Origin of the sequence: Catellatospora sp. TT07R-123 (genome assembly GCF_018327705.1) — a bacterium.
Taxonomy (GTDB): domain Bacteria; phylum Actinomycetota; class Actinomycetes; order Mycobacteriales; family Micromonosporaceae; genus Catellatospora.
In genome coordinates this window covers 420,871-445,170 of the sequence record NZ_BNEM01000001.1, presented here as the reverse complement: position 1 = coordinate 445,170, position 24,300 = coordinate 420,871, and the positions used below count along the sequence as shown (strand labels likewise).

Sequence of the window (24,300 nt, the reverse complement as noted above, 5' to 3'; positions counted from 1 at the left end):
CCCGGTTCGCTGCCCCGGACGGCGTGTCCGGGGTTTCTGAGGCGTTGCATGGACGTTGCGCTGGCGGTGCTGGCCCACAGCGTGCAGTACCGAAACCCTCAAAGTCAACCAGTAAGATTTTTAATCTATGAAAGGTTCCTACAGGCCTGAGCCCCGGGTGACCAGGGCGGCGGGACGGGCCAGGACCGGCTCGGGCGTTCGGCCGATCAGGACTTCCGCCATCACGCCACCCACCAGCTCCCCGAGCGCCTGCACGTCGTGGCTGACCGCGCTCAGCGGCGGATCGGCCAGCTGGCACAGCGCCGAGTCGTCCCACGCCACCAGGCACAGGTCCCCGGGAACGGCCAGCTCCAGGCGCCTCGCCTCGTACAGCGCGCCCAGCGCCATCACGTCGTTGTCGAACACCAGCGCCGTCGGCCGGTCCTCGAACCCGGCCAGCTCCGACACGGCACGACGCCCCGCGGTCTCGGAGTAGTCGCCGTCGAACGTCGTGGCCCGCGCACCGTGCTCGGCGGCGACCGCGTCGAAGGTGCGGCTTCGGATGATCGTGTGCGCCATCTGCGCCGGGCCGGTGACATGGCCCAGATGCGTGTGACCCCCCTCGACCAGCGCGGCCACCACGTCGCGCATGGCCACCTCGTCCTGGGTCCACACCGTCGGCAGCCCTGCCGCGGTGACCGGGTCGCCCACCACGACCGTCGGCATGCCCAGCTTCTTGACCAGTGCGACCCGCTCGTCGCCCGGCAGCAGGTCGATCAGGATCGTGCCCTGGACCTGCCGCCCGGCCGCCCAGGCCCGGATGCGGTCACCGGCCTGCTCCACCGTGGCCACCACCTGCAACAGCACCGGCACACCCTGCGGCACCAGCACCCGCTCCATGCCGGCGATGAACTCGTGGAAGAACGGCTCGGCCCCCAGCACCTCGGCGTCCCGCACCAGGGCCAGGCCCACGGGCGTGCCGGGCAGCGGGCGGTGGTTCGTCCCGGTCGGTGCCATCGCGGTCTCCTCACGTCGACTACTCTCGCTCCGTAACGTAGTGGTGCCAGACGGAGACGAAGGCGGAAGGTGGTCGCGAGTGGCGCGAAGGGAGTCTGCGGCGGCCGGGCCCGGCAGCCGGGCGCTCATCGTCGACCTCATCCGCTCCGCCGGGCCGATCAGCCGCGCCGAGCTCGTCCAGGCGACCGGGCTGACCCAGCCGACGATCTCCATCATCGTCCGCCGGCTCATCGACGACGGCGTGGTCCGCGAGACCGGCGCGACCGTGTCCACCGGCGGCAAGCCGCGCATCCTGCTGGTCATCAACTCCCACGCCGCCTACGGCGTGGGCATCCACGTCGCCGCCGACGCGTTCACCTGCGTGGTGACCGACACCCGCGGCGGCACGGTCGGCCGCCAGCTCGTCGCCCGGCCCGTCGGCGAGAAACCCGATGCCGCCGTCGACCGCCTGGCCGCGCTGCACCGCGATGTGACCGAGGGCCTCGGCCTGCTGCCGCAGAGCGTGGCCGGGCTCGCCGTGGTCGGCCCCGGCCCCGTCGACGTCGCCCAGGGCAGGTTCCTGGCCCTGCCGGGCCTGGAGGACTGGGCCGAACTCGACCTGCGCGACGCCCTCGCCGAACGGCTGGGTGTGCCCGTGCTCATCGACAGCGACGCGGCCGCGGCCGCCGTCGGCGAGTTCTGGGGGCGGCAGGTCTCGCGCGAGCGGACCTTCGGCTGCCTGTACATGAACTCCGCGATCGGCTCCGGGGTCGTGCTCGACGGTGCGCTGCACCGCGGGGCGGGCTCCAACGCGGGCAAGATCGGCCACGTGGCCGTGGTCCGCGACGGCAGGTCGTGCCACTGCGGCAACCACGGCTGCCTGGAGCAGTACGCCGCCCCCGGCGTGCTCGCCGAGCAGGCCCGATCCATGCCGGCGCTGGCCGCCCGGCTCGACATCCGGCCCGAGGACCCCGACGCGCGGGCGTTCGACATCCTGGCCCGCGCCGCGATCTACGGCGACGGCGAGGCGTACGCGCTGCTGGACGCCTCGGCCCGGCTGCTCGCCGAGGGCGCCGTGACCCTGGCCAACATCTGGGACCTGGACACGCTGGTGCTGGCCGGGCCGGGGTTCGCCGTCGCCGGGTCGATCTACGTCACCCAGATCCGCCACTACCTGTCGCGGCGGGCGTACTCCCGGCAGATCCACGGCGTGCAGGTGGACCTGTCGAGCAACCCGCGCGACTCCGCGGCGGTCGGCGGCGCGGCCCTCGTCCTGCAAGGGGCGGTCGCGCCCGGCCACGGGCCCAAGGTCACCGCCCCCGAGTAGGGAACCCCGCTCGTCCGCCGGGCCGGCGGGACGGGCTTCGCCGTGCCCGGATGCCGTCAGTCCGATGTGGCTCTTGACGGCCGGTTGAATCATAGATTAATAATGTAACCCCGCAGAAACCCTGTACGCGGTGCCGGTGCCGGACCCGCCGCCCCCCACCGACGCATGCCTGACGTCCACATCGCTCTCCAGGGCACGCGCCGTGCACACCCGCCCCCCATCGCCCGAGCACCGGCGGCCCCACCGCCCGGTGCGACGCACATCCGGGACCTCCGGCCCAGCGGCGCGGCCCGACCACGGTCGGCCGGGCCGCCCGCACCGCGTCCACCTATGAGGAGTGCCCATGTACCGCAGACCGCCCCGCTCGGCCGTACCCGCGGCCGGGACACGATTGCTCGCCGTGGCCCTGACGGCGCTGGCCCTAGCAGCCGTTCCCCAGCTCGCCACACCGGCCGCCGCGGCCGGACGCGCCATCCACGTCGCCAAGAACGGCAGCGACTCGGCCGCGGGCACCTCGGCCGCGCCGTACCTGACCATCAACCGCGCGGCCCAGGACGCCCAGCCCGGAGACACGGTCATCGTGCACGCGGGCCTCTACCGCGAGACCGTCAAGCCGGCTCGCGGCGGCACCGACGAGGCCAGCCGCATCACCTACACCAACGCCGGTGACGGCGAGGTGGTCATCAAGGGCTCCGAAGAGGTCAACAGCTGGACCCGCAGCAGCGGCAACGTCTGGCGGGCCACCCTGGCGAGCGGCTACTTCGGCGCCTACAACCCCTACGCCACCAGGCAGCCCAACGGCGGCGGCGGGGACTTCTTCCCCGTCTACACCGCCGGTGACGTCTACCTCGACGAGCAGGCGTACCGGCAGAAGAGCACGCTGGCCGAGGTCCAGAACGGCGCCGACACCTGGTACGCCGAGGTCGTGAGCGGCAACACCACGATCTACGCCAACTTCGGCACCGCCGACCCCAACGCCCGGCTCGCCGAGATCAACGTGCGCCGCCAGGTGTTCGCCCCCGACGCGTGGGGCCTGGGCTACCTCACCGTCCGCGGCTTCACCGTCAAGCACGCGGCCAACACCTACTCCGACTTCCCCAGCAGCCCGACCCGCAGCCAGGCCGGCGCCATCAGCGTCAACGGCGGCCTGCGGTGGATCATCGAGAACAACATCGTGATCAACGCCCGCACCATCGGCATCGACATCGGGCTCGGCAACGACGAGTGGGCGGGCAACCGGCCCGGCAACACCCGGACCCACTTCCACAACACCAGCCAGTACGGCTCGCACATCGTGCGCAACAACTACATCGCCAAGTCCGGCCAGTCCGGCATCGCGGGCGTGTTCTCGTGGAACTCCGACCTGCTCTACAACCGGATCGAGGACACGAACTACCGCAACGAGTTCAGCGGCGCCGAGACCGCCCCGATCAAGGTCCACTACATGAACGAGGGCCTGATCAAGGGCAACTACATCCGCAACTCGCAGGGCGGCAACTCCGCGGGCATCTGGACCGACTGGGGCAACCAGAACGTCCGCGTCACCGGCAACATCGTCATGAACGCCCCGTGGGGATACTACGCCGAGGCCGTCTTCGGGCCCGTCCTCGTCGACAACAACGTCTTCATCGGCAACCGCGACATCCGCACGCTCGACGCCACCGGGATCGTGTTCGCCAACAACCTGTTCGTCGACAACGGCAACATCAACATCGACGGCGGCGGCCGGGACGCGTACTACTTCCAGCCCGGCACCATGAACGAGTCGACTGCCAACACCGCCACGCAGCGGTTCCACTGGTACAACAACCTCGTTCAGGGCTCGGCGCTGCCGAACAACGCGACGAACAAGACCCACGTCAAGGAGGGCAACGTCAGCAACGCCGTGTCCAACCTGCGGTACACGGCCACGAACACGTCCCTGCAGCTCAACTTCGACCTCAACACCACCGGCATCAGCGGCCTCACCCCGGTCACCCGCGCCCGCGTCGGCACCATCCCGCTGGCGGGCGAGAGCATCGCCGCCGACGTGACCACCGACTTCTTCGGCAACGCGATCAACACCGGCAACACCATGGCCGGGCCGTTCGCCGAGGCCCGCAGCGGCGCCAACTCCTTCACCCTGTGGCCGCCCGCGGGCCAGACCGTGCCCACCCCGCCCGCGCCGCCGGCCGGGGAGACGAACCTGTCGCTGGGCGCGGGCGCGCGAGCGGTCGCGTCGTACCAGGACGGGACGCTGACCGCCGACAGGGCGATCGACGGCAACGCCACCTCCCGCTGGTCCAGCGACCACAGCGGCGACAACAGCGCCTGGATCTACATCGACCTGGGCGGATCATTCAACGTGAGCCGCACGGTGCTGAAGTGGGAGGCCGCCTACGCGCGGGGATACAAGCTCCAGGTGTCGGACAACGCGACCCAGTGGCAGGACGTCTACTCGACCACCACCGGCACCGGCGGCACCGAGACGGTGGCCGTGAACCGGACCGCCCGGTACGTGCGCATGCAGGGCGTCACCCCGAACACCCAGTGGGGCTACTCGCTGTACGAGTTCGAGGTCTACGGCGAAGCCGCCAGCGGTGCCACCGGGCCGACGTTCTACGGTGACGCCAACTACGCGGGCACCGGTTCGACCCTCGCGGTCGGCAACTACGACCTGGCACAGCTGCAGGCGGCGGGCATCGCCAACGACAGCGTCTCCTCGATCCGGGTCCCGTCCGGCTACACCGTCACCGGGTACGCCGACGCGGGCTTCGCGGGCACGGCCTGGACCTTCACCGCCGACAACCCCAACCTGGTCAGCACCGGCAACAACGACGCCATCTCCTCCCTGCGCGTCACCACCACCGGCGCCACCGGCACCAGCCTGCGCGCCCGCGTCAACAGCCGCTACGTCACGGCCGGCTCCTCACCGCTGATCGCCGACGCGGGCACCGCCGACACGGCACAGCGCTTCGACGTGATCGACCTGGGCGGCGGCAACATCGCCCTGCGCGCCAAGTCCAACGGCATGTACGTCTGCGCCGAGAACGGCGGCGCGGCCGCCCTCATCGCCAACCGCGCCTCGGCGGGCGCCTGGGAGACGTTCCAGCGGATCACCAACGCCAACGGGACCGTCAGCCTGCGCGCGACGGTCAACAACAGGTACGTGACCGCACCCGGCGGCGGCGCCCAGCCGCTGCTCGCCGGCAGCGACACCGTCGGCACCGCCGAGCAGTTCGACCTCGCCACCGCCTGATCCCCGGCCAGTGGCCGGGCCCGCCCGCAGGCCCGGCCACGCCAGGTTCGCCTCCGAAAGGGAACCCATGAACCGACCCATGCTCCGATCAGCGCCGGCCCCCGTCGCCCGGCGGCTGCTCGGCGCGACCCTCGGCGCGGTGCTCGTCCTCGCCTCGACCACGTTCACCACGGCCGCCCAGGCTGCCGAGTCGAACCTGGCCCTGAGCGCGAGCGCCCGCGCGACCGCCTCCTACCAGGACGGCACGCTGACCGCCGACAAGGCGATCGACGGCAACGCGACCTCGCGCTGGTCCAGCGACCACAGCAACGACAACAACGCCTGGATCCAGGTCGACCTCGGCGGCGCGTTCAGCGTGAGCCGGGCGGTGCTGAAGTGGGAGACCGCCTACGCCCGCGGCTACAGGCTCCAGGTGTCGGACAACGCGACCCAGTGGCAGGACGTCTACTCCACCACCACCGGCACCGGCGGCACCGAGACCGTGACGATCGGCCGGACCACCCGCTACGTGCGCATGCAGGGCGTCACCCCGAACACCCAGTGGGGCTACTCGCTGTACGAGTTCGAGGTCTACGGCGACGCCGGCGGCGGCGGGGGAGGCGGCGGCGGAGGCGGCAGCGCGACCGTCGCCCGGTCGACCACCTACCCGCAGACCTACGACGCGTGGGAGGACGGGCTGCTGGCCGGCAACGGCAAGCAGGGCATCATCGTCTTCGGCAACCCGCGCAACGACACCGTCGTCTTCGACGACAAGGACTTCTTCATGGCGCGGACCGAGGCCCGGCCGCACCGCACCTTCAACACGGTCAGCCCGGACAACCTCAACCGCGTCCGCGACCTGCTGCTGTCGGGCAACTACCAGGGCGCCAACCAGCTCGCCGCCGACGTGCAGGGATACCAGGGCGGCGGCGAGGGCAGCAAGCACCCCGGGTTCAAGATGACGATCCAGCTGCCCGACAGCGGCACCATCCGCGACTACTCCCGGTCCACCGACTACGCCTCCGGCGTGGTGTCGGTCAACTGGACCGACGACAAGGGCACCTGGAAGCGGGATTCGTTCGTGTCCCGGGTGGACGGCGCCACGGTGCAGTACCTGCCCGCCCCGGCCGGGCAGCGCCTCAACGTCACCCTCGGCCTGTCCATCGACCCGGGCATGAACCTGATCAACAAGGGCGTCACCTATACCAACAACTCCAGCACCGGCTTCCTCGACCTGCGGGCCAAGTACGCCGCCGGCACCTACAACGCGGGCTACGAGGGCGTCACCCGGATCGTGACCGACGGGACCAAGGCGATGAGCGGCACGAACGTGTCGGTCACCAACGCCACCTACGTGCTGCTGCTGTCGCAGACCCAGCGTTACGACGGCACCTACCAGGGCGGGGTGACCGCCGAGACGGAGTGGAACCGCCAGACGCTGCAGACCCGGCTGTCGGGCCTGTCCGGCAGCTACGACACCCTGCTCAGCCGGCACGTGGGCAACCATCAGGCGATCTTCAACCGGGTCTCGCTCGACCTCGGGGCCGGCGCCACCGACCGGGCCAAGTCCACCGAGCAGCTGCTCGCCGAGCAGAAGACCGCGGCGGTGCCGAACGCGGCCCTGTTCGAGCGGATGTTCTACTCCGGCCGGTACCACCTGCTCGGCTCCAGCAACGCCACGGCCGCACCGGACCTGCTCGGCAACTGGACCGGCGACAGCAACGTCGGCTGGGACGGCTACTACCACCTCGACGCCAACCTCAACCTGCAGATCTCCGGCGGCAACATCGGCAACATGCCCGAGGCCATGGCCGGCTACTTCTGGCTCAACAAGCAGTGGCAGGCCGACTTCCGCACCAACGCCCAGAAGCTGCTCGGCACCCGCGGCATGCTGACCGGCGGCAACACCCCCAACGGCGAGGGCCTCATCTCCAACATCAACTTCGACTACCCGTACCAGTACGTCACCGGCGGCGAGTCCTGGCTGCTCTACCCGTTCTGGGAGTACTACCAGATCACGGGGGACCGGACCTTCCTGGAGCAGCAGTACTACCCGCTGATCCGCGACATGGGCGACTTCTACGAGGACTTCCTCGTCCGCAAGGACGGCAACGGCAAGTACGTCTTCGCCGGGTCGATCTCCCCGGAGAACCGCCCCGCGGGCGGCGTTCCGCTGACCGTCAACTCCGTGTACGACATCTCCGGCGCCCGGTTCGCCCTGTCCACCCTGATCGAGACGAGCCGGACCCTCGGGCGGGACCAGGCCAAGATCCCGGTCTGGCAGGAGCGGCTGGACAACCTGCCGCCCTACCTGATCAACAACGACGGTGCGCTGGCCGAGTGGGCCTGGCCCGATCTGGCCAACAAGAACCAGTACCAGCACCGGCACTCCAGCGGCCTGATGCCCGTCTGGCCGTACAAGGAGATCACCCCGGAGAAGAACCTGGCGCAGTACAACGCGGCCCGCGCCTTCCTGCAGCGCAAGGACGGCGGCAGCTACGAGAACGCGGGCCACGGCCTGCTGCACGGGGCACTGATCGCCGCGAACCTGAACAACGCGGCGTCGGTCGGCGCCAAGCTGCTGCGCTTCGCCAAGGACGACTACTACTACACCAGCATGGCGACCTCGCACTACAACGCGCACGGGGTGTTCGCCACCGACGTCGTCAACTCCGTACCGACGATCATGATGGAGATGCTGGCCACCAGCGGTCCGGGCACGCTCGAACTGCTGCCGGCCGTGCCGAACGGGCTCAACCGCGGCACCGTCACCGGGATGCTCGGCAAGAGCCGGTTCACCATCGACCGGCTGGACTGGAACACCGACAACCGGACCGCGAAGGTGACGCTGACCTCGGCCATCGACCAGAACCTCACCCTCATCGAGCGGGCCGGGATCCAGTCGATCTCCAGCGGCAACATCGCGATCCAGAGCTCGCCGCTGGGCGGCATCGCCCGGGTGCTGCCGCTGCGCGCCAACCAGCAGGTCACCATCGACCTGACCTTCGGGGGCACGAGCGGCAACCTGGCCCTGAACCGGCCCGCGCTGGCCTCGTCGGAGTCCAGCGCCGCGCAGAGCGCCGCGATGGCGTTCGACGGCAATCCCGGCAGCCGCTGGAGCGCCAACCAGAACGCGGCCAACTGGGTGCAGGTCGACCTCGGCGCCACCTGCCACGTCACCGGCGTCGGCATCCAGTGGGAGGACTCGTACGCGCGCGGCTACCGGATCCAGACCTCGCCCGACGGCCAGACCTGGACCGACGTGTACACCCAGACCGCCGGTGACGGCGGCCGCGACGACATCGGCCTGAACGTCGACACCCGCTACGTGCGGATGCAGGGCACCCAGCTGTCCGGGCAGTGGGGCTACTCGATCTGGGAGATGGAGGTCACCGGCACCCGGCCATGACCCGTCCGGGCTGCTGCTCGCCCGCCGGCTTCGGCCGAGCGGGCGGGCGGCAGCCCCGCATGCCGGGCCGAGGGCGTGCCCGGGTCAGGCGGAAGCGCGCCACACCACGGGGGTGGGCAGGAAGACGCCGGTGGCTTCGACCTGCTGGCCCTTCAGCTGCCGCAGCACCAGCTCCGCCGCGCGGGCGCCGATGTCCTTGGCCGGCTGGTGCACGGTCGACAGGGGCGGCGTCGTGCGCAGGGCCCACGGGCTGTCGTCGAAGCCGACGACGCCGACGTCGGCCGGCACCGCTCGGCCCGCCTCGCGCAGCACCTGCAGCGCACCTGCGGCGACCACGTCCGAGGCGGCGAAGACGCCGTCGATGCGGGGGTCGCGTTCGAGCAGAGTCCGCATGCCCTCCATGCCGGAGGTGTAGTCGTAGAACGGGACCTGCGCCACCAGCCGCGGATCGAAGCGGTCGGCCAGTGCCTGCTGGAAGCCGGTCAGTCGATCGGTGCCGGAGTCGCGGTCCACGGCGGCGGCGATCATGCCGATCCGCTGCCGGCCGGTGGCGACGAGGCGTTCGGTGATCGCCCGCGCGGAGCCGACGTTGTCGATCCCGACGAACGGGACGCCCTGCTGGAGGTTCGGCGGGTGGCCGACGAAGGTGGCCGGCAGCGCCAGCTCCGCCACGACGCGGGTGATGGGGTCGTCGGCTCGGGCCGACACGATGATGGCACCGTCGACGAACCGTCCGCCGAGGTACTTGGTGATCCGCTCGGTGTCCTTGGCCGAGTCGACGACGAGGTTGACCATCTGGTAGTCGGCGGCGGACAGCACCGCGTTGGCGCCGAGCATGATCGCGCCGATGTTCGGGTCCTCCAGCAGCAGGGTGTGTGGTTCGAGCACGAGGAAGCCCACGGCCTGCGAGCGCTGCATGACGAGGCTGCGCGCGGCGGTGTTGGGTGCGTATCCGAGGTCGGCGATGGCGGCCGCGATGGCGGCGCGGGCGGCCGCGGAGACGTAGCCGCCGTTGAGGGCGCGGCTGACCGTCCCCCGGGAGACGCCCGCGGCGGTCGCGATGTCATGCGCCGTGGCCCGCTTCGAAGGGCTGCCCTGGTCCTGCACGTCGCTACTCTAACTTTTCCGCTCTTGACCGCCGTAGGCGCCGACCCTAATGTGTGCACGTGCACACACGCCTGGCCGAGATACCTCCAGGCGCCGTGTGTACACGTGCACACATGCTACTCGAAGGAGGGGACGGGAGATGACCGCACAGCGTGGTCAGGGCGTCTTCTCGCCGATGCCGGTCTCCGGCATCGCCCTGGGGTGCGACTACAACCCCGAACAATGGGCACCCGAGGTCTGGCGCGAGGACATGCGCCTCATGCGCCAGGCGGGCGTCGACCTGGTGGCGGTCAACATCTTCGGCTGGGCCCACCTGGAGCCCCGGCCGGACGAGTACGACTTCGCCGGTCTCGACCAGATCGTGGACCTGCTCCACGAAAACAAGATCAAAATCAATCTGGGAACGGGCACGTCGTCCCCGCCGCCGTGGCTGTCGACCCGGCACCCGGAGATCCTGCCGATGGCGCAGGACGGCACCACCCGGTACCCGGGCGGCCGCCAGGCCTGGTGCCCCAGTTCGCCGGTGTTCCGCAGCAGAGCGCTGGCCCTGGTGGAGCGCGTCGCGCAGCGGTACGGCCGCCACCCCGCGGTCGCGCTCTGGCACGTCTCCAACGAGCTGGGCTGCCACAACGCGCACTGCTACGACGAGCAGTCCGCCGAGGCGTTCCGGCGCTGGCTGCACAAGCGCTACGGCACCGTCGAAGGGCTGAACGACAGCTGGGGGACGTCGTTCTGGAGCCAGCGCTACGACGACTGGTCCGAGGTGCAGCCGCCCCGCCAGGCGCTGTCGGCCCGCAACCCCGCTCAGCTGCTGGACTTCCACCGGTTCAGCTCCGACGAGCTGCTCGGCTACTACCTCGACGAGGTGGCGGTCGTGCGCCGGCACACCGACGCGCCGATCACGACGAACTTCATGGTCACGGCCCATATTCGCAACCTGGACTACTGGACCTGGGCGCCCGAGGTCGACCTCGTCGCCAACGACCACTACCTCGATCACCGCCTCGGCGACGCCACCGCGGAGCTGGCCTTCGCGGCCGACCTGACCCGGGGCCTGGCCGGCGGGCAGCCGTGGATGCTCATGGAGCAGTCGGTCGGGGCGGTCAGCTGGCAGCCGTACAACCTGGCCAAGGGGCCGGGGGAGATGATCCGCAACTCGCTGACCCATGTCGCCAGGGGAGCCGACGCCGTCTGCTTCTTCCAGTGGCGGGCCTCGGCGCAGGGCGCGGAGAAGTTCCACTCGGCGCTGGTGCCGCACGCCGGCACCGACACCGAGAGCTGGCGCGAGGTCCTGCGCCTGTCGCAGACCCTGGACCGCCTCGACGAGGTCGCCGGGACGACGGTGCAGACGGACGTGGCCATGCTGTTCAGCTGGCAGTCGTGGTGGGCGAGCGAGGGGGAGGCCCGGCCGTCGCAGGCCGTCGGCTATCTGGACCAGGTGCACCGGGCCTACCGCGCGCTGCGGGAGCTCGGCGTGACCGCCGACGTCGTGTCCCCGCAGACCGACCTCGGCCGCTACCGCCTGGTCATCGTGCCGTGCCTGCACCTGGTGTCCGAACACGAGGCGGCGGCGATCTCGGCGTACGTGGCGGCCGGCGGTCACGTGCTCGTCACGTTCTACAGCGGGATCGTCGACGAGAACGACCGGATCCATCTCGGGGGATACCCCGGCGCCTTCCGCGAGCTGCTCGGCATCGTCGGCGAGGAGTTCGTCCCGCTGCCACCCGGCGTGCGCGTCGGGCTCGACAGCGGCGGCAGCGGCGGGCTGTGGACCGAGCGGCTGCGCCTGACGACGGCCGAAGCGCGGGCCTGCTACACCGACGGGCCGCTGCCCGGCGTGCCGGCCGTCACCCGCAACGCGTACGGCGCCGGAACCGCCTGGTATGTGGCCACCGAACTGGAGCCCGCAGGTCTGCGCGAGGTCGTCCGGGAGGTCGTCGGCGCGGCCGGCGTCCAGCCGCTCGGCCCCGAGGGCGACGGCTCGGTGGAGGTGGTGCGGCGCGGCGACGGCCGGCGCAGCTACCTGTTCATCGTCAACCACGGCTCGGCCGAGGTGCGCCACCCCGCGACCGGCGTGGAACTGGTCCGCGGCGAGACCGTGGCAGGTGTGGTGCCGGTGCCCCCCGGCGAGGTCCGAGTGGTTCGGGAGGAGTCGCCATGACCGTGACAGATGTGGCCGCGCCCGCGGTGGCGGGCCGGGCCGGCCGACGCCGAGGGACGCGCACCCCGCACGCCCGTGCCATCGCGGTCTTCGTGCTGCCCTTCGCGGTGCTGTTCCTCGCCTTCTTCATCGTCCCGATCTGCTACGCCGTGGTCCAGTCGCTCTACGTGGTGCAGCGCGAAGGGACGTTCGGGCCGGCCCGGGAGGTGTTCGGGGGACTGGCGCAGTACGGCCGGGTCTTCGCGGACGTGCCGTTCTGGCGGTCGATCGGGCGCGTCCTGGGGTTCGGCCTGATCCAGGTGCCGATCATGCTCGGCCTGGCCCTGCTGGTGGCACTGGTGCTCGACTCGGGTCTGGTGCGGGGCGGGCGCTTCTTCCGGCTGGCGTTCTTCACGCCGTACGCGGTGCCGGGGGTGGTCGCGGCGATCATGTGGGGCTTCCTCTACTCGCCGAACCTGTCGCCGTTCACCGCGGTGACGGCGCACGTCGACCTGCTCTCGGCCGACCTGGTGCTGTGGTCGATGGCCAACGTCGTGACCTGGGTCTACGCGGGCTACAACATGATCATCATCTACTCGTACCTCCAGTCCATTCCGCCGGAGATCTTCGAAGCGGCCCGGCTGGACGGTGCCGGAGCCCTGCGGATCGCCCTGTCGATCAAGATTCCGCTGGTGACGCCGGCACTGGTCATGACCACGGTGTTCTCCATCATCGGCACCCTGCAACTGCTGGCCGAGCCGCAGGTGTTCCGCAGTTTCAGCGCCGCGGTCTCCAGCACCTACACCCCGAACCTCACCGTCTTCTCGACCTCCTCGATCCCGAACTTCAACCTGGCCGCGGCGTTCTCCGTCGTGCTCGCGGTCGCGACGTTCGCGCTGTCGTTCGGATTCCTCAAGATCGCCCAGCGGAAGGGACTGCGTTGAGCCTGCTGCCCGCCCCGTCCCGGCGCCGGTCCGCCACCGGCGGCGCCGACCGCGCGAGCGTCCTGACCCGCTCCGCCGCGATGCTGGTCATGGCCGTCTGCGCGCTGTACACCCTCGTCCCCATCTGGTGGCTGGTGGTCGCGGCGACGAAGACCCGCGCCCAGTTCACCGGCACCGACCCGCTGTGGTTCGGCGACTTCGCGCTGTGGGACAACCTCCGTGAGCTGGTGACCTACCGCGACGGCGTGTTCCTGCGCTGGACCGCCAACAGCATCGCCTACACCGGCGGCGCCGCCCTGATCGGCACGCTGCTGGCCGCGATGTGCGGGTACGCGCTGGCCAGGTACCGGTTCCCGGGCCGGGACACGCTGTTCAACGTGGTCCTGGGCGGCGTGCTCGTGCCGGCCACCGCGCTGGCGCTGCCCCTGTTCCTCATCTTCAGCTACGTCGGTGCGACCAACACCTTCTGGTCGGTGTTCCTGCCGAGCCTGGTCAACCCGTTCGGGGTCTATCTGGCGCAGATCTACGCCCGCGCCAGCGTGCCGGAGGACCTGCTCGAAGCCGCGCGCATCGACGGCTCCGGCGAGGTGCGCACGTTCTTCGAGGTCTCGGCCCGGCTGATGTTCCCCGGCCTGGTGACGATCTTCCTGTTCCACTTCGTCGCCGTCTGGAACAGCTTCCTGCTGCCGTTGATCATGCTCGGCGACGAGCGCCTGTTCCCGGTCACGCTCGGTCTCTACACCTGGAACACGCAGGTGAGCGCCGTGCCCCAGTTGCGCGGCCTGGTGCTCGTCGGCGCCCTCATGTCCATCACACCGCTGGTGGTCGCGTTCCTGCTGCTCCAGCGGTTCTGGCGCAACGGCCTCGCCGCCGGTGCGGTCAAGTAACACCCACACCTGCACCTTCCGTCCCGTCATTAAGAGAGGTACCCCGTGAAGCATCAACGTCGATCGATCGGTTTGATCACGCTGGCATCAGTGATGCTGGTTGCCGCCTGCTCCTCCGGCGCAGCCGACGAACCGTCCGCGACCGCATGCGCACCCTCGACCGGCAAGGTCGAGCTCACCTACACGTCCTGGATCCCCAACATCGAGGATGTGGTGAAGGTCTGGAACGCGAAGAACCCGAACATCCAGGTGAAGGTGCAGACCGGCCCCAGCGGCAACGGCGGCACCTACCAGAACCTGTTCAACCAGCTCAAGGCCGGCAACGCCCCCGACCTCGGCCAGATCGAATACGACACCCTGCCGAGCTTCCGCGTGCAGGACGGCCTGACGAACCTCGCCTCCTGCGGCATCGTCACCGACGCGCGCGACAAGTTCGTCGACTGGACCTGGGGCCAGGTGACCTTCGGCGAGAAGGACACCGTGTTCGCCGTCCCCCAGGACGCCGGACCGATGGCCATGTTCTACCGGGCCGACCTGTTCGAGAAGAACGGCATCGCCATCCCCACCACGTGGGCCGAGTACGCGCAGGCCGCCGAGAAGGTCAAGGCCGCCGGCGGTTACATCACCAACTTCTCACAGAGCGACGTCAACCAGTTCGCGGGCCTGGCCTGGCAGGCGGGCGGCCGCTGGTTCAGCAACGACGGGTCGCGGTGGACGGTCAACCTGGCCGACCCCGCCACCACCAAGGTCGCCGACTACTGGCAGGACCTGATCGGCCGCAAGCTCGTCTCCACCGTTCCGCCGTGGACGACCGAGTGGGACAACGCCTACAACACCGGCAAGTCGTGGACCTGGGTCTCGGCGGTGTGGGGCGCCAACTCGATCGCCAGCGGCGCGCCCGCCACGGCGGGCAAGTGGGCCGTCGCCCCGATGCCGCAGTGGAACGCCGGTGACAAGGCCGCCGGAAACTGGGGCGGGTCGTCGACGGCGGTCTTCAAGAGCTCGAAGCACCCGTACGAGGCGGCGCAGTTCGCGCTGTGGCTCAACACCTCGGAGGAGGCGCTGACCCTGCTCAACCAGAAGGCGAACCTCTACCCCGCGACCAAGACCGGCGCGACGCTGCCGGCCCTGACCGCAGGCGTCGACTTCTACGGCGGTCAGCGCATCTACGAGGTGTTCGCCGCCGCCTCCGCGCAGGTCTCGCCCGACTTCGTGTGGGGCCCGATCATGACCAAGACCTACGCCGACGCCGCGGACGGATTCAAGGCCTCGGCTTCGGGCAAGGGCACCCTCGGCGACGCGCTGAAGGCCGCCCAGGCGTCCACCATCGATGCCATGAAGTCCCAGTCCATCCCCGTCAACGGCTGACCCCGCCGTCCCGACCGCGCGCCGCGGGCACTCCAGCCCGCGGCGCGCCCGGCCCACCTCAGGGAGAAGACTGATGCGCACCGGGAGACTGTCACCGCACGACCGCGACGCGGCGGTGGCGGCGCTGGCGGAACGCGACGACCTCGACATCCTCGTCATCGGCGGGGGAGTCGTCGGCGCCGGCGCGGCGCTGGACGCCGCGACCCGGGGTCTGCGGGTCGGCCTCGTCGAGGCACGTGACTGGGCCGGCGGCACGTCCGGCAACTCCAGCAAGCTCATCCACGGCGGACTGCGCTACCTGGAGATGCTCGACTTCGGGCTCGTCCGGGAGGCGCTGCGCGAACGGAGCCTGCTGATGCGGCGCCTCGCCCCGCATCTGGTGCAACCCGTGCCGTTCCTGTACCCCCTCGCGCACCGCGGCTGGGAACGCGTCTACGCCGGTGCCGGGCTGATGCTCTACGACTCGATGGGCTCCTCCGGCGAACCCGGCCGGAGCATGCCGCGCCACCGGCACCTGAGCCGCCGCGAGGCGCTGCGCGCCTGTCCGTCGCTGCGCCCCGACGCCCTGACCGGGGCCATCCAGTACCACGACGCCCAGGTCGACGACGCCCGGTACACCATGTTCCTCGTCCGCACCGCGGTCGCCCACGGCGCGCTGGCGGCGAACCGCGTCCGAGCCGTCGACCTGCTCCGCGACGGCGACCGGGTCGTCGGCGCCCGCCTGCACGACACCGAGCACGACCGCTTCCTCGACGTCCGGGCCCGGCAGGTCGTCAACGCGACCGGGGTATGGACCGACGACGTCAACCGCATGACGGACGCCCCCGAGGAGTTCACGGTGCGCGCGTCCAAAGGCGTCCACCTGGTGGTGCCCGAAGACCGGCTCCGGCTGTCGACCGGCCTGATCCTGCGGACCGCCAGCAGCGTGCTCTTCGTCATCCCGTGGGAGCACCACTGGATCATCGGAACCACCGACACCGACTGGCACCTCGACCCGAGCCGGACCGTCGCCACCGGCGGCGACATCGACTACCTGCTCCGCGAGGTGAACAAGGTGCTGCTGGACCCGCTGACGCGCGACGACGTCCAGGCGGTGTACGCGGGACTCCGTCCCCTGATCAGCCGGGGATCGAAGGCGACCGCCAAGCTGTCGCGCGAACACGCCGTGGCCAGCCCGGCACCCGGGCTCGTCACCGTGGCCGGGGGCAAGTTCACCACGTACCGGGTCATGGCCGCCGACGCCGTCGACGCCGCCGCGCGGGCCATGGCGGTGGGGGCGCGCTCGTGCACCGACCAGGTGCCGCTCGTCGGCGCGGACGGTTTCACCGCGCTGCGCAACCGGCGCCGCGAACTCGCCGCCGCCTACGGCCTCCACCCGCGCCTGCTCTCCCACCTGCTGAGCCGCCACGGCGGGCTCGTGGACGAGGTGCTGTCGCTGCTCCGCGCGGACCCCGGCCTCGCCCGGCCGCTGGAAGGCGCCGAGCGGCACCTCCGCGCGGAGATCCACTACGCGGCCTCCCACGAGGGAGCGCGGCGGCTCGACGACGTGCTGACCCGCCGCACCCGGATCAGCCTGCACACCCGCGACCGGGGGACGGCGGCGGCGCGGCCGGCAGCCGAGATCATGGCCGAGGTCCTGGGCTGGGACGGCGACCGGATCGACCGCGAGGTCGAGGAGTACCTGCGGCACATCGAGGCGGAGCACGCCGCATCCGAGCAGCTCGACGACGAGTCGGCCGTGTCCGCGCGCGAGGGCCTGCGGCCGGCCGCCAGAGTGTGACCGGACGGGCTCGGCCCGCGCCGGGTGCGCGGTCACCGGACCGCGCCACCGCCTTTCAACCGGCAGCGCTCGGCCGGGCCGCTTCGGGTGCGGTGTCACCTGCCCGCGGTCGCGTGCGGTAGGCGAGGCCGCCCGCGGCGAGCCCGCCCAGCAGCGCTGTGCCGTGCAGGTCCGCGGCCAGCGCCAAACCGGTGCCCAGCAGCAGGGCCACCAGGCCGTACGTCCACCTGGGCACCCGGTCGCGCAGACTGATGAGCAGCCCGGCCAGCACCGCGGCCGCCGCGTAGGGCCACGGGCCGGCAACGGCCGACGCGGCGACCAGCAGCGCGTACAGCGAGCCGACCGCGGCGGGCAGCGGGTCGCGGCCGTGCCACGCGGCCACCGCCGTGCCGCCGGCCAGACCGCACAGCCCGATGGAGCTGCCCGCGCCGACGATGCCGAACAGCAGCCCGCCGACCTGGCCGAGGGCGACCCCGCCGGCGAAGAACAGCAGCCAACGGCCGCTGCCCACGGCGCGTTCGGCCAGCCAGCCGAGCACGAGCAGGAACCCGAGGTTGCTGACGGTGCCGGGCACCCCGCTGTCCTGGACGAGCGAGGAGGTGACCAACCGCCAGAGCTGGCCGTCGGCGATCAGGGCGGGGTCGCGCCGCAAGCCGGTCTCCAGGGCCGGGTAGGCGAACTGCAGCAGGCTCGGCACGGCGGTCAGCGCGAACACGACCGCGGTGGCACGGGGGATGGGCCGCATGCGGGCATCCTATGGGCGCGCGGCGGCGGGCGCCTGCCCCGATCGTGGGCGGGCAACGGGGCCGCGGCGGCCGTGCCAGAATCGCCCGATGCGCAACGAGCAACGCCTGCGGACCAGGACACCTGAGTCGCGCGCCTTCGCGCAGCGCGTGCAGCTCGTCATGGGCCTGACCGCGCGCCTGAACGCGCTGCCGTTCGAGGACCTGGACGCGCGCCGGGCGGTGCTGACCGAGATCTTCGGCCGGCCCGTGCCGGACTCGCTGTCCATCCTGCCCCCGTTCTACTGCGACTACGGGCTCGGGGCGTCGTTCGGGGAGCGGGTGTTCATCAATCAGGGATGCTTCTTCCTCGACTACGGCGGCATCACCATCGGCGACCGCGTCCTGATCGGCCCCCGGGTGACGCTGAGCACGGCCGGGCACCCGGTCGAGGTCGACGAGCGCTTCGACTTCATCACGCACGCACCCATCGTCATCGAGGACGACGTATGGATCGGCGCGGCGGTCACGGTCACCCCCGGCGTGACGATCGGCCGGGGCTCGGTCGTCGGTGCGGGTGCCGTGGTGGCGAAGGACGTGCCGCCGCTGAGCGTGGTGACGGCGACGAGCATCGTCGAGCGCAAGCGCCTGAAGCCGACGTCCGCCGCAGACTCCTGAGGCGCCGGGTCCGGTCCGGCATGTGGGTGGCTGTTGACGCTGTACAAATCCGGCGGGAATGATGTCCGTGGAGCCGGGTAGGCGGCGTCGCGGGTGAGGGCAGATCCACCATCGACGGCCGCCTCATGACGGCATGCGTCTGTAGCGGACAGATCCGGGCAGCACTCGATTCTCCACGCCCAGATTCCCAGGAGATGCGTTGAAACCCGATCTCTCATCGCCCCGCCGCAAGCTGCTCGCCGCCGCGGTCAGCGCGGTGTCCGTCGTGGCCGCCGCCACGGCCGGGCTGCTGCTCGGCGCGGGTGAGGCCTCGGCCGGCACCCTGTCCGGCAGCTTCTACCGCGATCCCACCTCGGCCGTGAACCAGTGGCTGGCCGCGAACCCCAACGACTCGCGGGCCTCGCTGATCAGCCAGCGCATCGGCAGCCAGCCGCAGGCGCGGTGGTTCGCGTCGTACAACCCGAGCACGATCCAGTCGCAGGTGAGCTCCTACGTCGGTGCGGCCAACACCGTGAACCAGATCCCGGTGCTGGTGGCGTACATGATCCCCAACCGCGACTGCGGCGGCGCCAGCGCCGGCGGCGCACCCGACTACACCGCGTACCGGACCTGGGCCGACGCCTTCGCCGCCGGTCTGGGCACCCGCACCGCGGTGGTCCTGCTCGAACCCGACTCCCTGGCGTTGCAGACGTGCCTGTCGGCCACGGAGAAGGCGGACCGCAACTCGGCGCTCAGCTACGCGGTCGGCAAGCTCAAGCAGGTCAACCCGAGCGTCAAGGTGTACCTCGACGCCGGGCACTCCGCCTGGAACAGCGCCGGCGACACCGCGTCGCGGCTACAGGCGGCAGGCGTCGCCAACGCCGCCGGGTTCTTCTCGAACGTGTCCAACTTCCGCTGGACGGCCGACGAGGTGACCTTCGGCCGCAACGTGCTCAACGCGCTGGGCAACGGGAACCTGCACCAGGTCGTCGACGTCAGCCGCAACGGCAAGGGACCCCTGGGCAGCGAATGGTGCGACCCGGCCGGGCGCGGCACCGGCGCCGCCCCGACCACCGCCACCAACGAGGCGACCGTCGACGCGTTCCTGTGGATCAAGCCGCCGGGTGAGGCCGACGGCTGCGCCGCCGCGGCGGGCACGTTCGTGCCGGACCTGGCCTACTCGCTGGCCCAGAACGGCGTGGTGACCAGCCCGCCGCCGAGCCCGCCGGTGTCGCCGTCAGCCTCGCGGTCGGCCTCGCCGTCCCCGTCACCCTCGCGGTCGGCGTCGCCGTCGCCGTCGGCGTCACCGTCGGCCTCCCCGTCCCCGTCGGCGAGCACCCCGCCTGGGGCCTGCACGGTGGCGTACCGGGTGGACAGCCAGTGGAACAACGGCTTCACCGCCACGGTCACCCTGACCAACCGCGGCCCGGCCGTCACCGCCTGGACCGTGACCTGGACCTATGCCGGAAACCAGCAGATCACCAGCGCCTGGAACACCGTGCTGACCCAGAGCGGCACCGCGGTCACGGCCAAGAACGCAGGCCACAACGGCTCGCTGGCGACCAACGCCAGCACGTCGTTCGGGTTCCAGGCCACCTTCAGCGGCACCAACACCAACCCGACCGCCTTCAAGCTCAACGGCGCCACCTGCAGCTGACCCGCTCCGCAGCCCGGACGTCACCCGACGTCCGGGCTGCGGCCATCAGCGCTCGGGCACCTCGTCGGCGATCGCCGCCGGCGCTGTGCTCGCGCGTATCGTATCGACATAGGCACATCAGTGCGGTGCCAGTGGCGGGGTGGGGGAGGACGCGTCCCGGACGAGCGCGCGGGGTGTGCCGGTGCCGTCGGCGGCCAGCGCGTAGACGTCGCCGTCGCGGGCGTACGCGACCGTCCGGTCGTCGAGCCAGACCGCCTGGTCGTCGACCCCTGCCGGTTCGGCGAGGTCCACCGGGCGCAGCGTACGCAGGTCCAGCACGGCCAGCCGCCACGGAACCCGCCCGGCGGCCCGTTTCTTGTAGGCGACGCGGGTCCCGTCCGGTGACAGCGACGGGCATTCCACCCCGGCGAGCACCGTCCGCGCCTCCCAGCGCGCGTAGTCCCCGCGTACGAGATAGGTCGTGCCCCGCGTCGAGACCGTGGCGTAGAAGGTGGTGTCGTCGTCGGCGAACGTGACGCCCCAGTAGTTCACGTCGGCCGCGTAGTGGCGCCTGCCGTCGAGGTACAGGTGAATGTTCTCGATGTTCGTCACGGCGTAGCCGGTCCGGGTGTCGAGGATGCCGGTCCAGGTCGAGAATCCGCCCTGGCTGTAGGAGTCCCCGGTGACGAAGACGGTCCAGGACACCATCCGGCCGCTGCGCGAGACCCTGGCGCGGCTGGGGATCCCGGCCAGCCGCAGCCGCCTGGTCTCGTGCAGGTCCCGGTCGAGGATCACCGCGGTGGTCGTCGGCAGGCCGTTCGTGACGTCGGCGGCCAGGCAGACCGCGGTCGGCCCGGCGGCCGCGAAGCGGTCGCACCGCAGCCCCAGCAGCCGCCGCGGCCCGGCCGGATCGGTCGCGGGCACCGAGGCGACCTGGCCGCCGCCGTCGCGGAAGTAGAGCTGCCCGTCACGCAGGGATGCCGACGGTGTGACCACTGGCGGCGTGGCGGTGTGCGACACGTAGACCGTCGCCGCCGTGCCCAGCACCAGCGCGGCCGCCAGGGCGATCCACGCCCGCCTCACCGCAGCCCCCGGGCGGCGGCCGCGACGGCCGCCAGCAGGCCCGCCGCCAGGACCAGCAGCGCGGTCGGCGCACCCCAGGCGGCCCACAGCGCCCCGGCCGCGAGCGAGGAGGCGAAGCGGGCCGCGGCCTGTGCCGTCTGGACCACCGCCAGCCCGGTGGCCCGCGAGGCGTCGGGCAGCAGCGGCCCGGCCAGCGCCATCAGCACCCCGTCGGTGGCCGCGTAGAAGAGCCCGTGCAGCAGCAGCACGGCCGCCAGCAGGGGCGCCCCGGTCGGCGTACCGGCGAGCAGCAGCATGGCCGCGACCAGGGCGAGATGCCCGCCCAGCAGGACCCGCACCCGCCCGACGCGGTCGGCCAGGCGGCCGAGCGGCACCGCGAGCAGCAGGTAGACCCCGGCGGTGCCGAGCGGCAGGAGCGGGAACCACCGCAGCGGCACCGCACCGGAGTGCTGGAGCAGCAGGTAGACGAAGAAGTCGCTGAGCGTGAACAGGCCGAGCCCGGCCGCGACCGCGCTCAGCCGCCGCAGCGAGGGGTCCCGCAGGACCGCCGCCACGGGCGGCGCCGCCGGGGCGGGACCCGGGCGGTCCCTGACGTAGAGCACGAGCAGCACCAGGCCGAAGGCCGCGACGCAGAAGCTGACCGCGAACACCGACCGGTACACCCCGCCGGTCGCGGCGAGGACGGCGAACGCGGCCAGCGGGCCGAGGAAGGCGCCGACGGTGTCCATGGCCCGGTGCACGCCGAACGCCAGCCCCTCGCGCCCCGCCGGAGCCGACAGCGAGATGAGCGCGTCGCGGGGTGCGGTGCGCAGGCCCTTGCCGGTGCGGTCGGCCACGATGGCGGCGGCCAGCGGCCCGAGCGCCGCCCCGGCGGCGAGCACGCCGACCTTCGCCAGGGCCGACAGCGCGTACCCGGCGGCGGCCACGGGCTTGTGCCGCCAGCGGTCGGCCAGCCGGCCCCCGGCCGGGCGCAGCAGCGCGGTGACCCCGAAGGACAGCCCGTCGACGAAGCCCAGCTGCAACGGGGTGAGGCCGAGCGTGAGGGCTAGGTAGAGCGGCAGCACGGCCGTGACCATCTCCGACGAGACATCGGTGACGAGACTGACCGCGCCGAGCGCGATGACGTTGGCCGGGACGGCGGCCAGCGCCCGCCGTCCCGGAGCCGGGGTGTCCCGGCGCATGGTGATGTACATCAGTGGCAGGTGTAGGTCGGGCTGGTGTCCTTGACCGCGTTGTCGGTCCCGATCAGCTGCCAGGAGAACGTGCTGTCGGTGAACGAGAGCTTGAGCACCCCGAACACGCCCGACAGGCGCTTCTGGCTGTTGGGCTGCACGTTGACGATCGAGTACGGCGACGCGCCGCCCATCCCGCCGAGGACCTCGACGATGCCGTTCGGGTCGGCGGCGGCCGACGGGTTCTGCGGGCCGAACCGCTCGTAGTGGTGGTCGTGGCCGTTGAGCACCAGGTCGGCGTGCGCGTCGTAGAGCAGCTGCCAGGCCTGGCGGCTGACCGGGTCGTTGCCGTGCTCGCCGGAGCTGAACAGCGGATGGTGCCAGTACGCCGCGATGCAGCCCTTGGTCGTGGCCGCCAGATCGCTGCTCAGCCAGGTCAGCTGGGCCGATGCGGTGAGCGTGTTGGAGTCCAGCGCGATGAAGTGCCAGTTGCCGCGGTCGTAGCTGTAGTAGGGCTTGCCCTGCGGGTACGCGATCGAACCGAAGTAGGACCGGTAGCCGGCCATGGAACCGGCCGGATCGTAGGTCTCGTGGTTGCCGGGCGCGGGGCGCAGCTTCGGCTTGAACGGGCCCCAGGTCTTGTCGAAGTAGTTCTGGAAGTCCGACAGGCGCGCGTCGTCGTACTGGTTGTCGCCCATGGTCAGCACGAGGTCCGGGTTCATCGCGGTCACCAGGGCGGCGGTCTTCGGGTGCTGGCAGGTGCTGGACGAGGCGGTGCACTGCTCGGCGATGTCCCCGGCCGCGGCCGCGGTGAACGCGCCACCCGGTGTGGGGCTGGGACCGGCCGACGGGCCCGCGGTGGGGCTGGCCGTGGCGGCCGGGGCCACGGTCAGCCTGTCCACGTTGGGTCCGCCCGCGGCGTCGACGGCGGTGGCGCGGACGGTGTGCGTGCCGGCGGCCAGCGTCGCGGTGACCGTCCGGGTCGTCCAGGTGTCCCAGTTCGCCGTCGGGGCGAAGTCGACCGACTCGGCGGCGACGGCGCCGTCGACCGCGACGTCCATCGGCCGGTTCGCGGTCGTGCCGTTCGCGTACCGCACGGTCAGCGCCACCGGACCGGCCGTGGCCGCGGTGACCGTCCACTCGATCCAGCCGCCGGTGACGTTGGTGTAGTCGACGAACCCGGTGCCGGTGTAGCCGGTGTGGTTGGTGGCGACGGCCGCCTGCGACAGCGCGGCGTCCTCCGCCTGGTAGTCGGTGCCGGGGGCGGGTGGTGCGCCGGGACCGTACACCTCCAGCTCCCACAGCGAGTAGCCGTAGGCCGTGCCGCGCTGGGTGCCGTACACCCGGAGGTAGCGCGCGGTCGCGGTGAGGCCGGTGTGGTCGTCGGTGCCGCCGTTCTCGCCGGTCACCGACTTGAGCGTGGTCCAGGTGGCCGCGTCGGCCGAGGTCTCCAGTCGGTACGCCGACGCGTACGCCGCCTCCCAGACCAGCCGGACGCGGGTGATCGGCGTGACCGTGCCGAGGTCGACCCGGATCCACTGCGGATCGGACCCCTCGGTGCTGGCCCAGCGGGTGGCGGTGTCCCCGTCGACGGCCTTCTCCGGCGCGTACGCCGAGGCTTCGCTGGAGGACGCCGCCACCGGCCTGTTGCGGGAGAGCAGGACGTCGGCGGCTTCGGCCCGCTGCGCGAGGACGACCGCGGCTGCTGTCAGCAGTGCGGTCGTGACGGCCGCAGCCGTGGTGAGGAACTGTTTCTTGGACAGCACGGTGTGCTCCTCTGAGGGGAGTGTCACCGGCCGGGGCAGTTCACACTGAGCACGTCACGTCCAGGTCGGACGCCGCGCCAAGCCGCTTGGACGATGAGTCTCGATGTATT

The 24,300-nt window shown here is 71.5% G+C and carries 16 protein-coding genes; 10 read left to right on the top strand and 6 right to left on the bottom strand.

All coding sequences use genetic code 11. The annotated features are described in order from the left end of the window. Positions 1-138: 138 nt before the first annotated feature. On the bottom strand, positions 139-996 hold the full coding sequence (locus tag Cs7R123_RS01880) for a LacI family DNA-binding transcriptional regulator (RefSeq protein ID WP_212822961.1): 858 nt from the start codon (positions 994-996) through the stop codon (positions 139-141). Between the two features lie 79 nt (positions 997-1,075). On the opposite strand from Cs7R123_RS01880, the gene Cs7R123_RS01875 reads away from it, so the two are divergent. The 3 genes from Cs7R123_RS01875 to Cs7R123_RS01865 all read left to right on the top strand — a co-directional run bounded on the left by Cs7R123_RS01875 (position 1,076) and on the right by Cs7R123_RS01865 (position 8,928). After that, a complete protein-coding gene (locus tag Cs7R123_RS01875; protein ID WP_212822959.1) occupies positions 1,076-2,302 on the top strand; it encodes an ROK family transcriptional regulator in 1,227 nt (408 codons plus the stop codon). 343 nt (positions 2,303-2,645) lie between these two features. Beyond that, positions 2,646-5,540, top strand: coding sequence for a discoidin domain-containing protein (locus Cs7R123_RS01870; RefSeq protein ID WP_212822958.1), 2,895 nt, complete (start codon positions 2,646-2,648; stop codon positions 5,538-5,540). A gap of 79 nt (positions 5,541-5,619) precedes the next feature. Further along, positions 5,620-8,928, top strand: coding sequence for a discoidin domain-containing protein (locus Cs7R123_RS01865; RefSeq protein WP_212822957.1), 3,309 nt, complete (start codon positions 5,620-5,622; stop codon positions 8,926-8,928). 84 nt (positions 8,929-9,012) lie between these two features. On the opposite strand, the gene Cs7R123_RS01860 is transcribed toward Cs7R123_RS01865, so the two are convergent. Continuing rightward, complete coding sequence (locus tag Cs7R123_RS01860; protein ID WP_212822956.1) at positions 9,013-10,035, bottom strand: LacI family DNA-binding transcriptional regulator; 1,023 nt, start codon at positions 10,033-10,035, stop codon at positions 9,013-9,015. Positions 10,036-10,174: 139 nt separating this feature from the next. On the opposite strand from Cs7R123_RS01860, the gene Cs7R123_RS01855 reads away from it, so the two are divergent. The 5 genes from Cs7R123_RS01855 to Cs7R123_RS01835 all read left to right on the top strand — a co-directional run bounded on the left by Cs7R123_RS01855 (position 10,175) and on the right by Cs7R123_RS01835 (position 17,154). Next, positions 10,175-12,196: a beta-galactosidase gene (locus Cs7R123_RS01855; protein ID WP_244871548.1), complete on the top strand. Its 2,022-nt coding sequence runs from the start codon at positions 10,175-10,177 to the stop codon at positions 12,194-12,196. Next, complete coding sequence (locus tag Cs7R123_RS01850; protein ID WP_212822955.1) at positions 12,193-13,119, top strand: carbohydrate ABC transporter permease; 927 nt, start codon at positions 12,193-12,195, stop codon at positions 13,117-13,119. The genes Cs7R123_RS01855 and Cs7R123_RS01850 overlap by 4 nt, the downstream gene beginning before the upstream one ends. Further along, positions 13,116-14,006, top strand: a complete 891-nt coding sequence (locus tag Cs7R123_RS01845) for a carbohydrate ABC transporter permease (RefSeq protein ID WP_308442867.1) — start codon at positions 13,116-13,118, stop codon at positions 14,004-14,006. The genes Cs7R123_RS01850 and Cs7R123_RS01845 overlap by 4 nt, the downstream gene beginning before the upstream one ends. 93 nt (positions 14,007-14,099) lie before the next feature. After that, positions 14,100-15,374 (top strand): ABC transporter substrate-binding protein, encoded by a 1,275-nt coding sequence (locus Cs7R123_RS01840; RefSeq protein WP_212828738.1) that lies wholly within the window; start codon positions 14,100-14,102, stop codon positions 15,372-15,374. Positions 15,375-15,447: 73 nt separating this feature from the next. Further along, complete coding sequence (locus Cs7R123_RS01835) at positions 15,448-17,154, top strand: glycerol-3-phosphate dehydrogenase/oxidase (protein WP_212822954.1); 1,707 nt, start codon at positions 15,448-15,450, stop codon at positions 17,152-17,154. Between the two features lie 55 nt (positions 17,155-17,209). On the opposite strand, the gene Cs7R123_RS01830 is transcribed toward Cs7R123_RS01835, so the two are convergent. Beyond that, positions 17,210-17,899, bottom strand: coding sequence for a rhomboid family intramembrane serine protease (locus tag Cs7R123_RS01830; protein WP_212822952.1), 690 nt, complete (start codon positions 17,897-17,899; stop codon positions 17,210-17,212). A gap of 88 nt (positions 17,900-17,987) precedes the next feature. Between Cs7R123_RS01830 and Cs7R123_RS01825 the strand changes: the two genes are divergently transcribed. After that, positions 17,988-18,554 (top strand): sugar O-acetyltransferase, encoded by a 567-nt coding sequence (locus tag Cs7R123_RS01825; RefSeq protein WP_212822950.1) that lies wholly within the window; start codon positions 17,988-17,990, stop codon positions 18,552-18,554. A gap of 199 nt (positions 18,555-18,753) precedes the next feature. After that, complete coding sequence (locus Cs7R123_RS01820) at positions 18,754-20,190, top strand: glycoside hydrolase family 6 protein (RefSeq protein ID WP_212822948.1); 1,437 nt, start codon at positions 18,754-18,756, stop codon at positions 20,188-20,190. Between the two features lie 117 nt (positions 20,191-20,307). On the opposite strand, the gene Cs7R123_RS01815 is transcribed toward Cs7R123_RS01820, so the two are convergent. Genes Cs7R123_RS01815 through Cs7R123_RS01805 form a run of 3 tightly spaced genes read right to left on the bottom strand, consistent with a single transcriptional unit; the run spans position 20,308 to position 24,190 of the window. Then, positions 20,308-21,252: a hypothetical protein gene (locus Cs7R123_RS01815; protein ID WP_212822946.1), complete on the bottom strand. Its 945-nt coding sequence runs from the start codon at positions 21,250-21,252 to the stop codon at positions 20,308-20,310. Beyond that, on the bottom strand, positions 21,249-22,445 hold the full coding sequence (locus Cs7R123_RS01810; RefSeq protein ID WP_244871547.1) for an MFS transporter: 1,197 nt from the start codon (positions 22,443-22,445) through the stop codon (positions 21,249-21,251). Before Cs7R123_RS01810 ends, Cs7R123_RS01815 begins: the two co-directional genes overlap by 4 nt. After that, positions 22,445-24,190: a discoidin domain-containing protein gene (locus Cs7R123_RS01805; RefSeq protein ID WP_212822944.1), complete on the bottom strand. Its 1,746-nt coding sequence runs from the start codon at positions 24,188-24,190 to the stop codon at positions 22,445-22,447. Before Cs7R123_RS01805 ends, Cs7R123_RS01810 begins: the two co-directional genes overlap by 1 nt. Positions 24,191-24,300 lie beyond the last annotated feature (110 nt).

Bases quoted from the DNA above. Each gene is read 5' to 3' on its own strand.
- Cs7R123_RS01870 (WP_212822958.1), top strand. From the start codon at position 2,646: ATGTACCGCAGACCGCCCCGCTCGGCCGTACCCGCGGCCGGGACACGA.
- Cs7R123_RS01810 (WP_244871547.1), bottom strand. From the start codon at position 22,445: ATGTACATCACCATGCGCCGGGACACCCCGGCTCCGGGACGGCGGGCG.
- Cs7R123_RS01840 (WP_212828738.1), top strand. From the start codon at position 14,100: ATGCTGGTTGCCGCCTGCTCCTCCGGCGCAGCCGACGAACCGTCCGCG.
- Cs7R123_RS01855 (WP_244871548.1), top strand. From the start codon at position 10,175: ATGACCGCACAGCGTGGTCAGGGCGTCTTCTCGCCGATGCCGGTCTCC.
- Cs7R123_RS01880 (WP_212822961.1), bottom strand. From the start codon at position 996: ATGGCACCGACCGGGACGAACCACCGCCCGCTGCCCGGCACGCCCGTG.
- Cs7R123_RS01850 (WP_212822955.1), top strand. From the start codon at position 12,193: ATGACCGTGACAGATGTGGCCGCGCCCGCGGTGGCGGGCCGGGCCGGC.
- Cs7R123_RS01825 (WP_212822950.1), top strand. From the start codon at position 17,988: ATGCGCAACGAGCAACGCCTGCGGACCAGGACACCTGAGTCGCGCGCC.
- Cs7R123_RS01830 (WP_212822952.1), bottom strand. From the start codon at position 17,899: ATGCGGCCCATCCCCCGTGCCACCGCGGTCGTGTTCGCGCTGACCGCC.
- Cs7R123_RS01835 (WP_212822954.1), top strand. From the start codon at position 15,448: ATGCGCACCGGGAGACTGTCACCGCACGACCGCGACGCGGCGGTGGCG.
- Cs7R123_RS01865 (WP_212822957.1), top strand. From the start codon at position 5,620: ATGCTCCGATCAGCGCCGGCCCCCGTCGCCCGGCGGCTGCTCGGCGCG.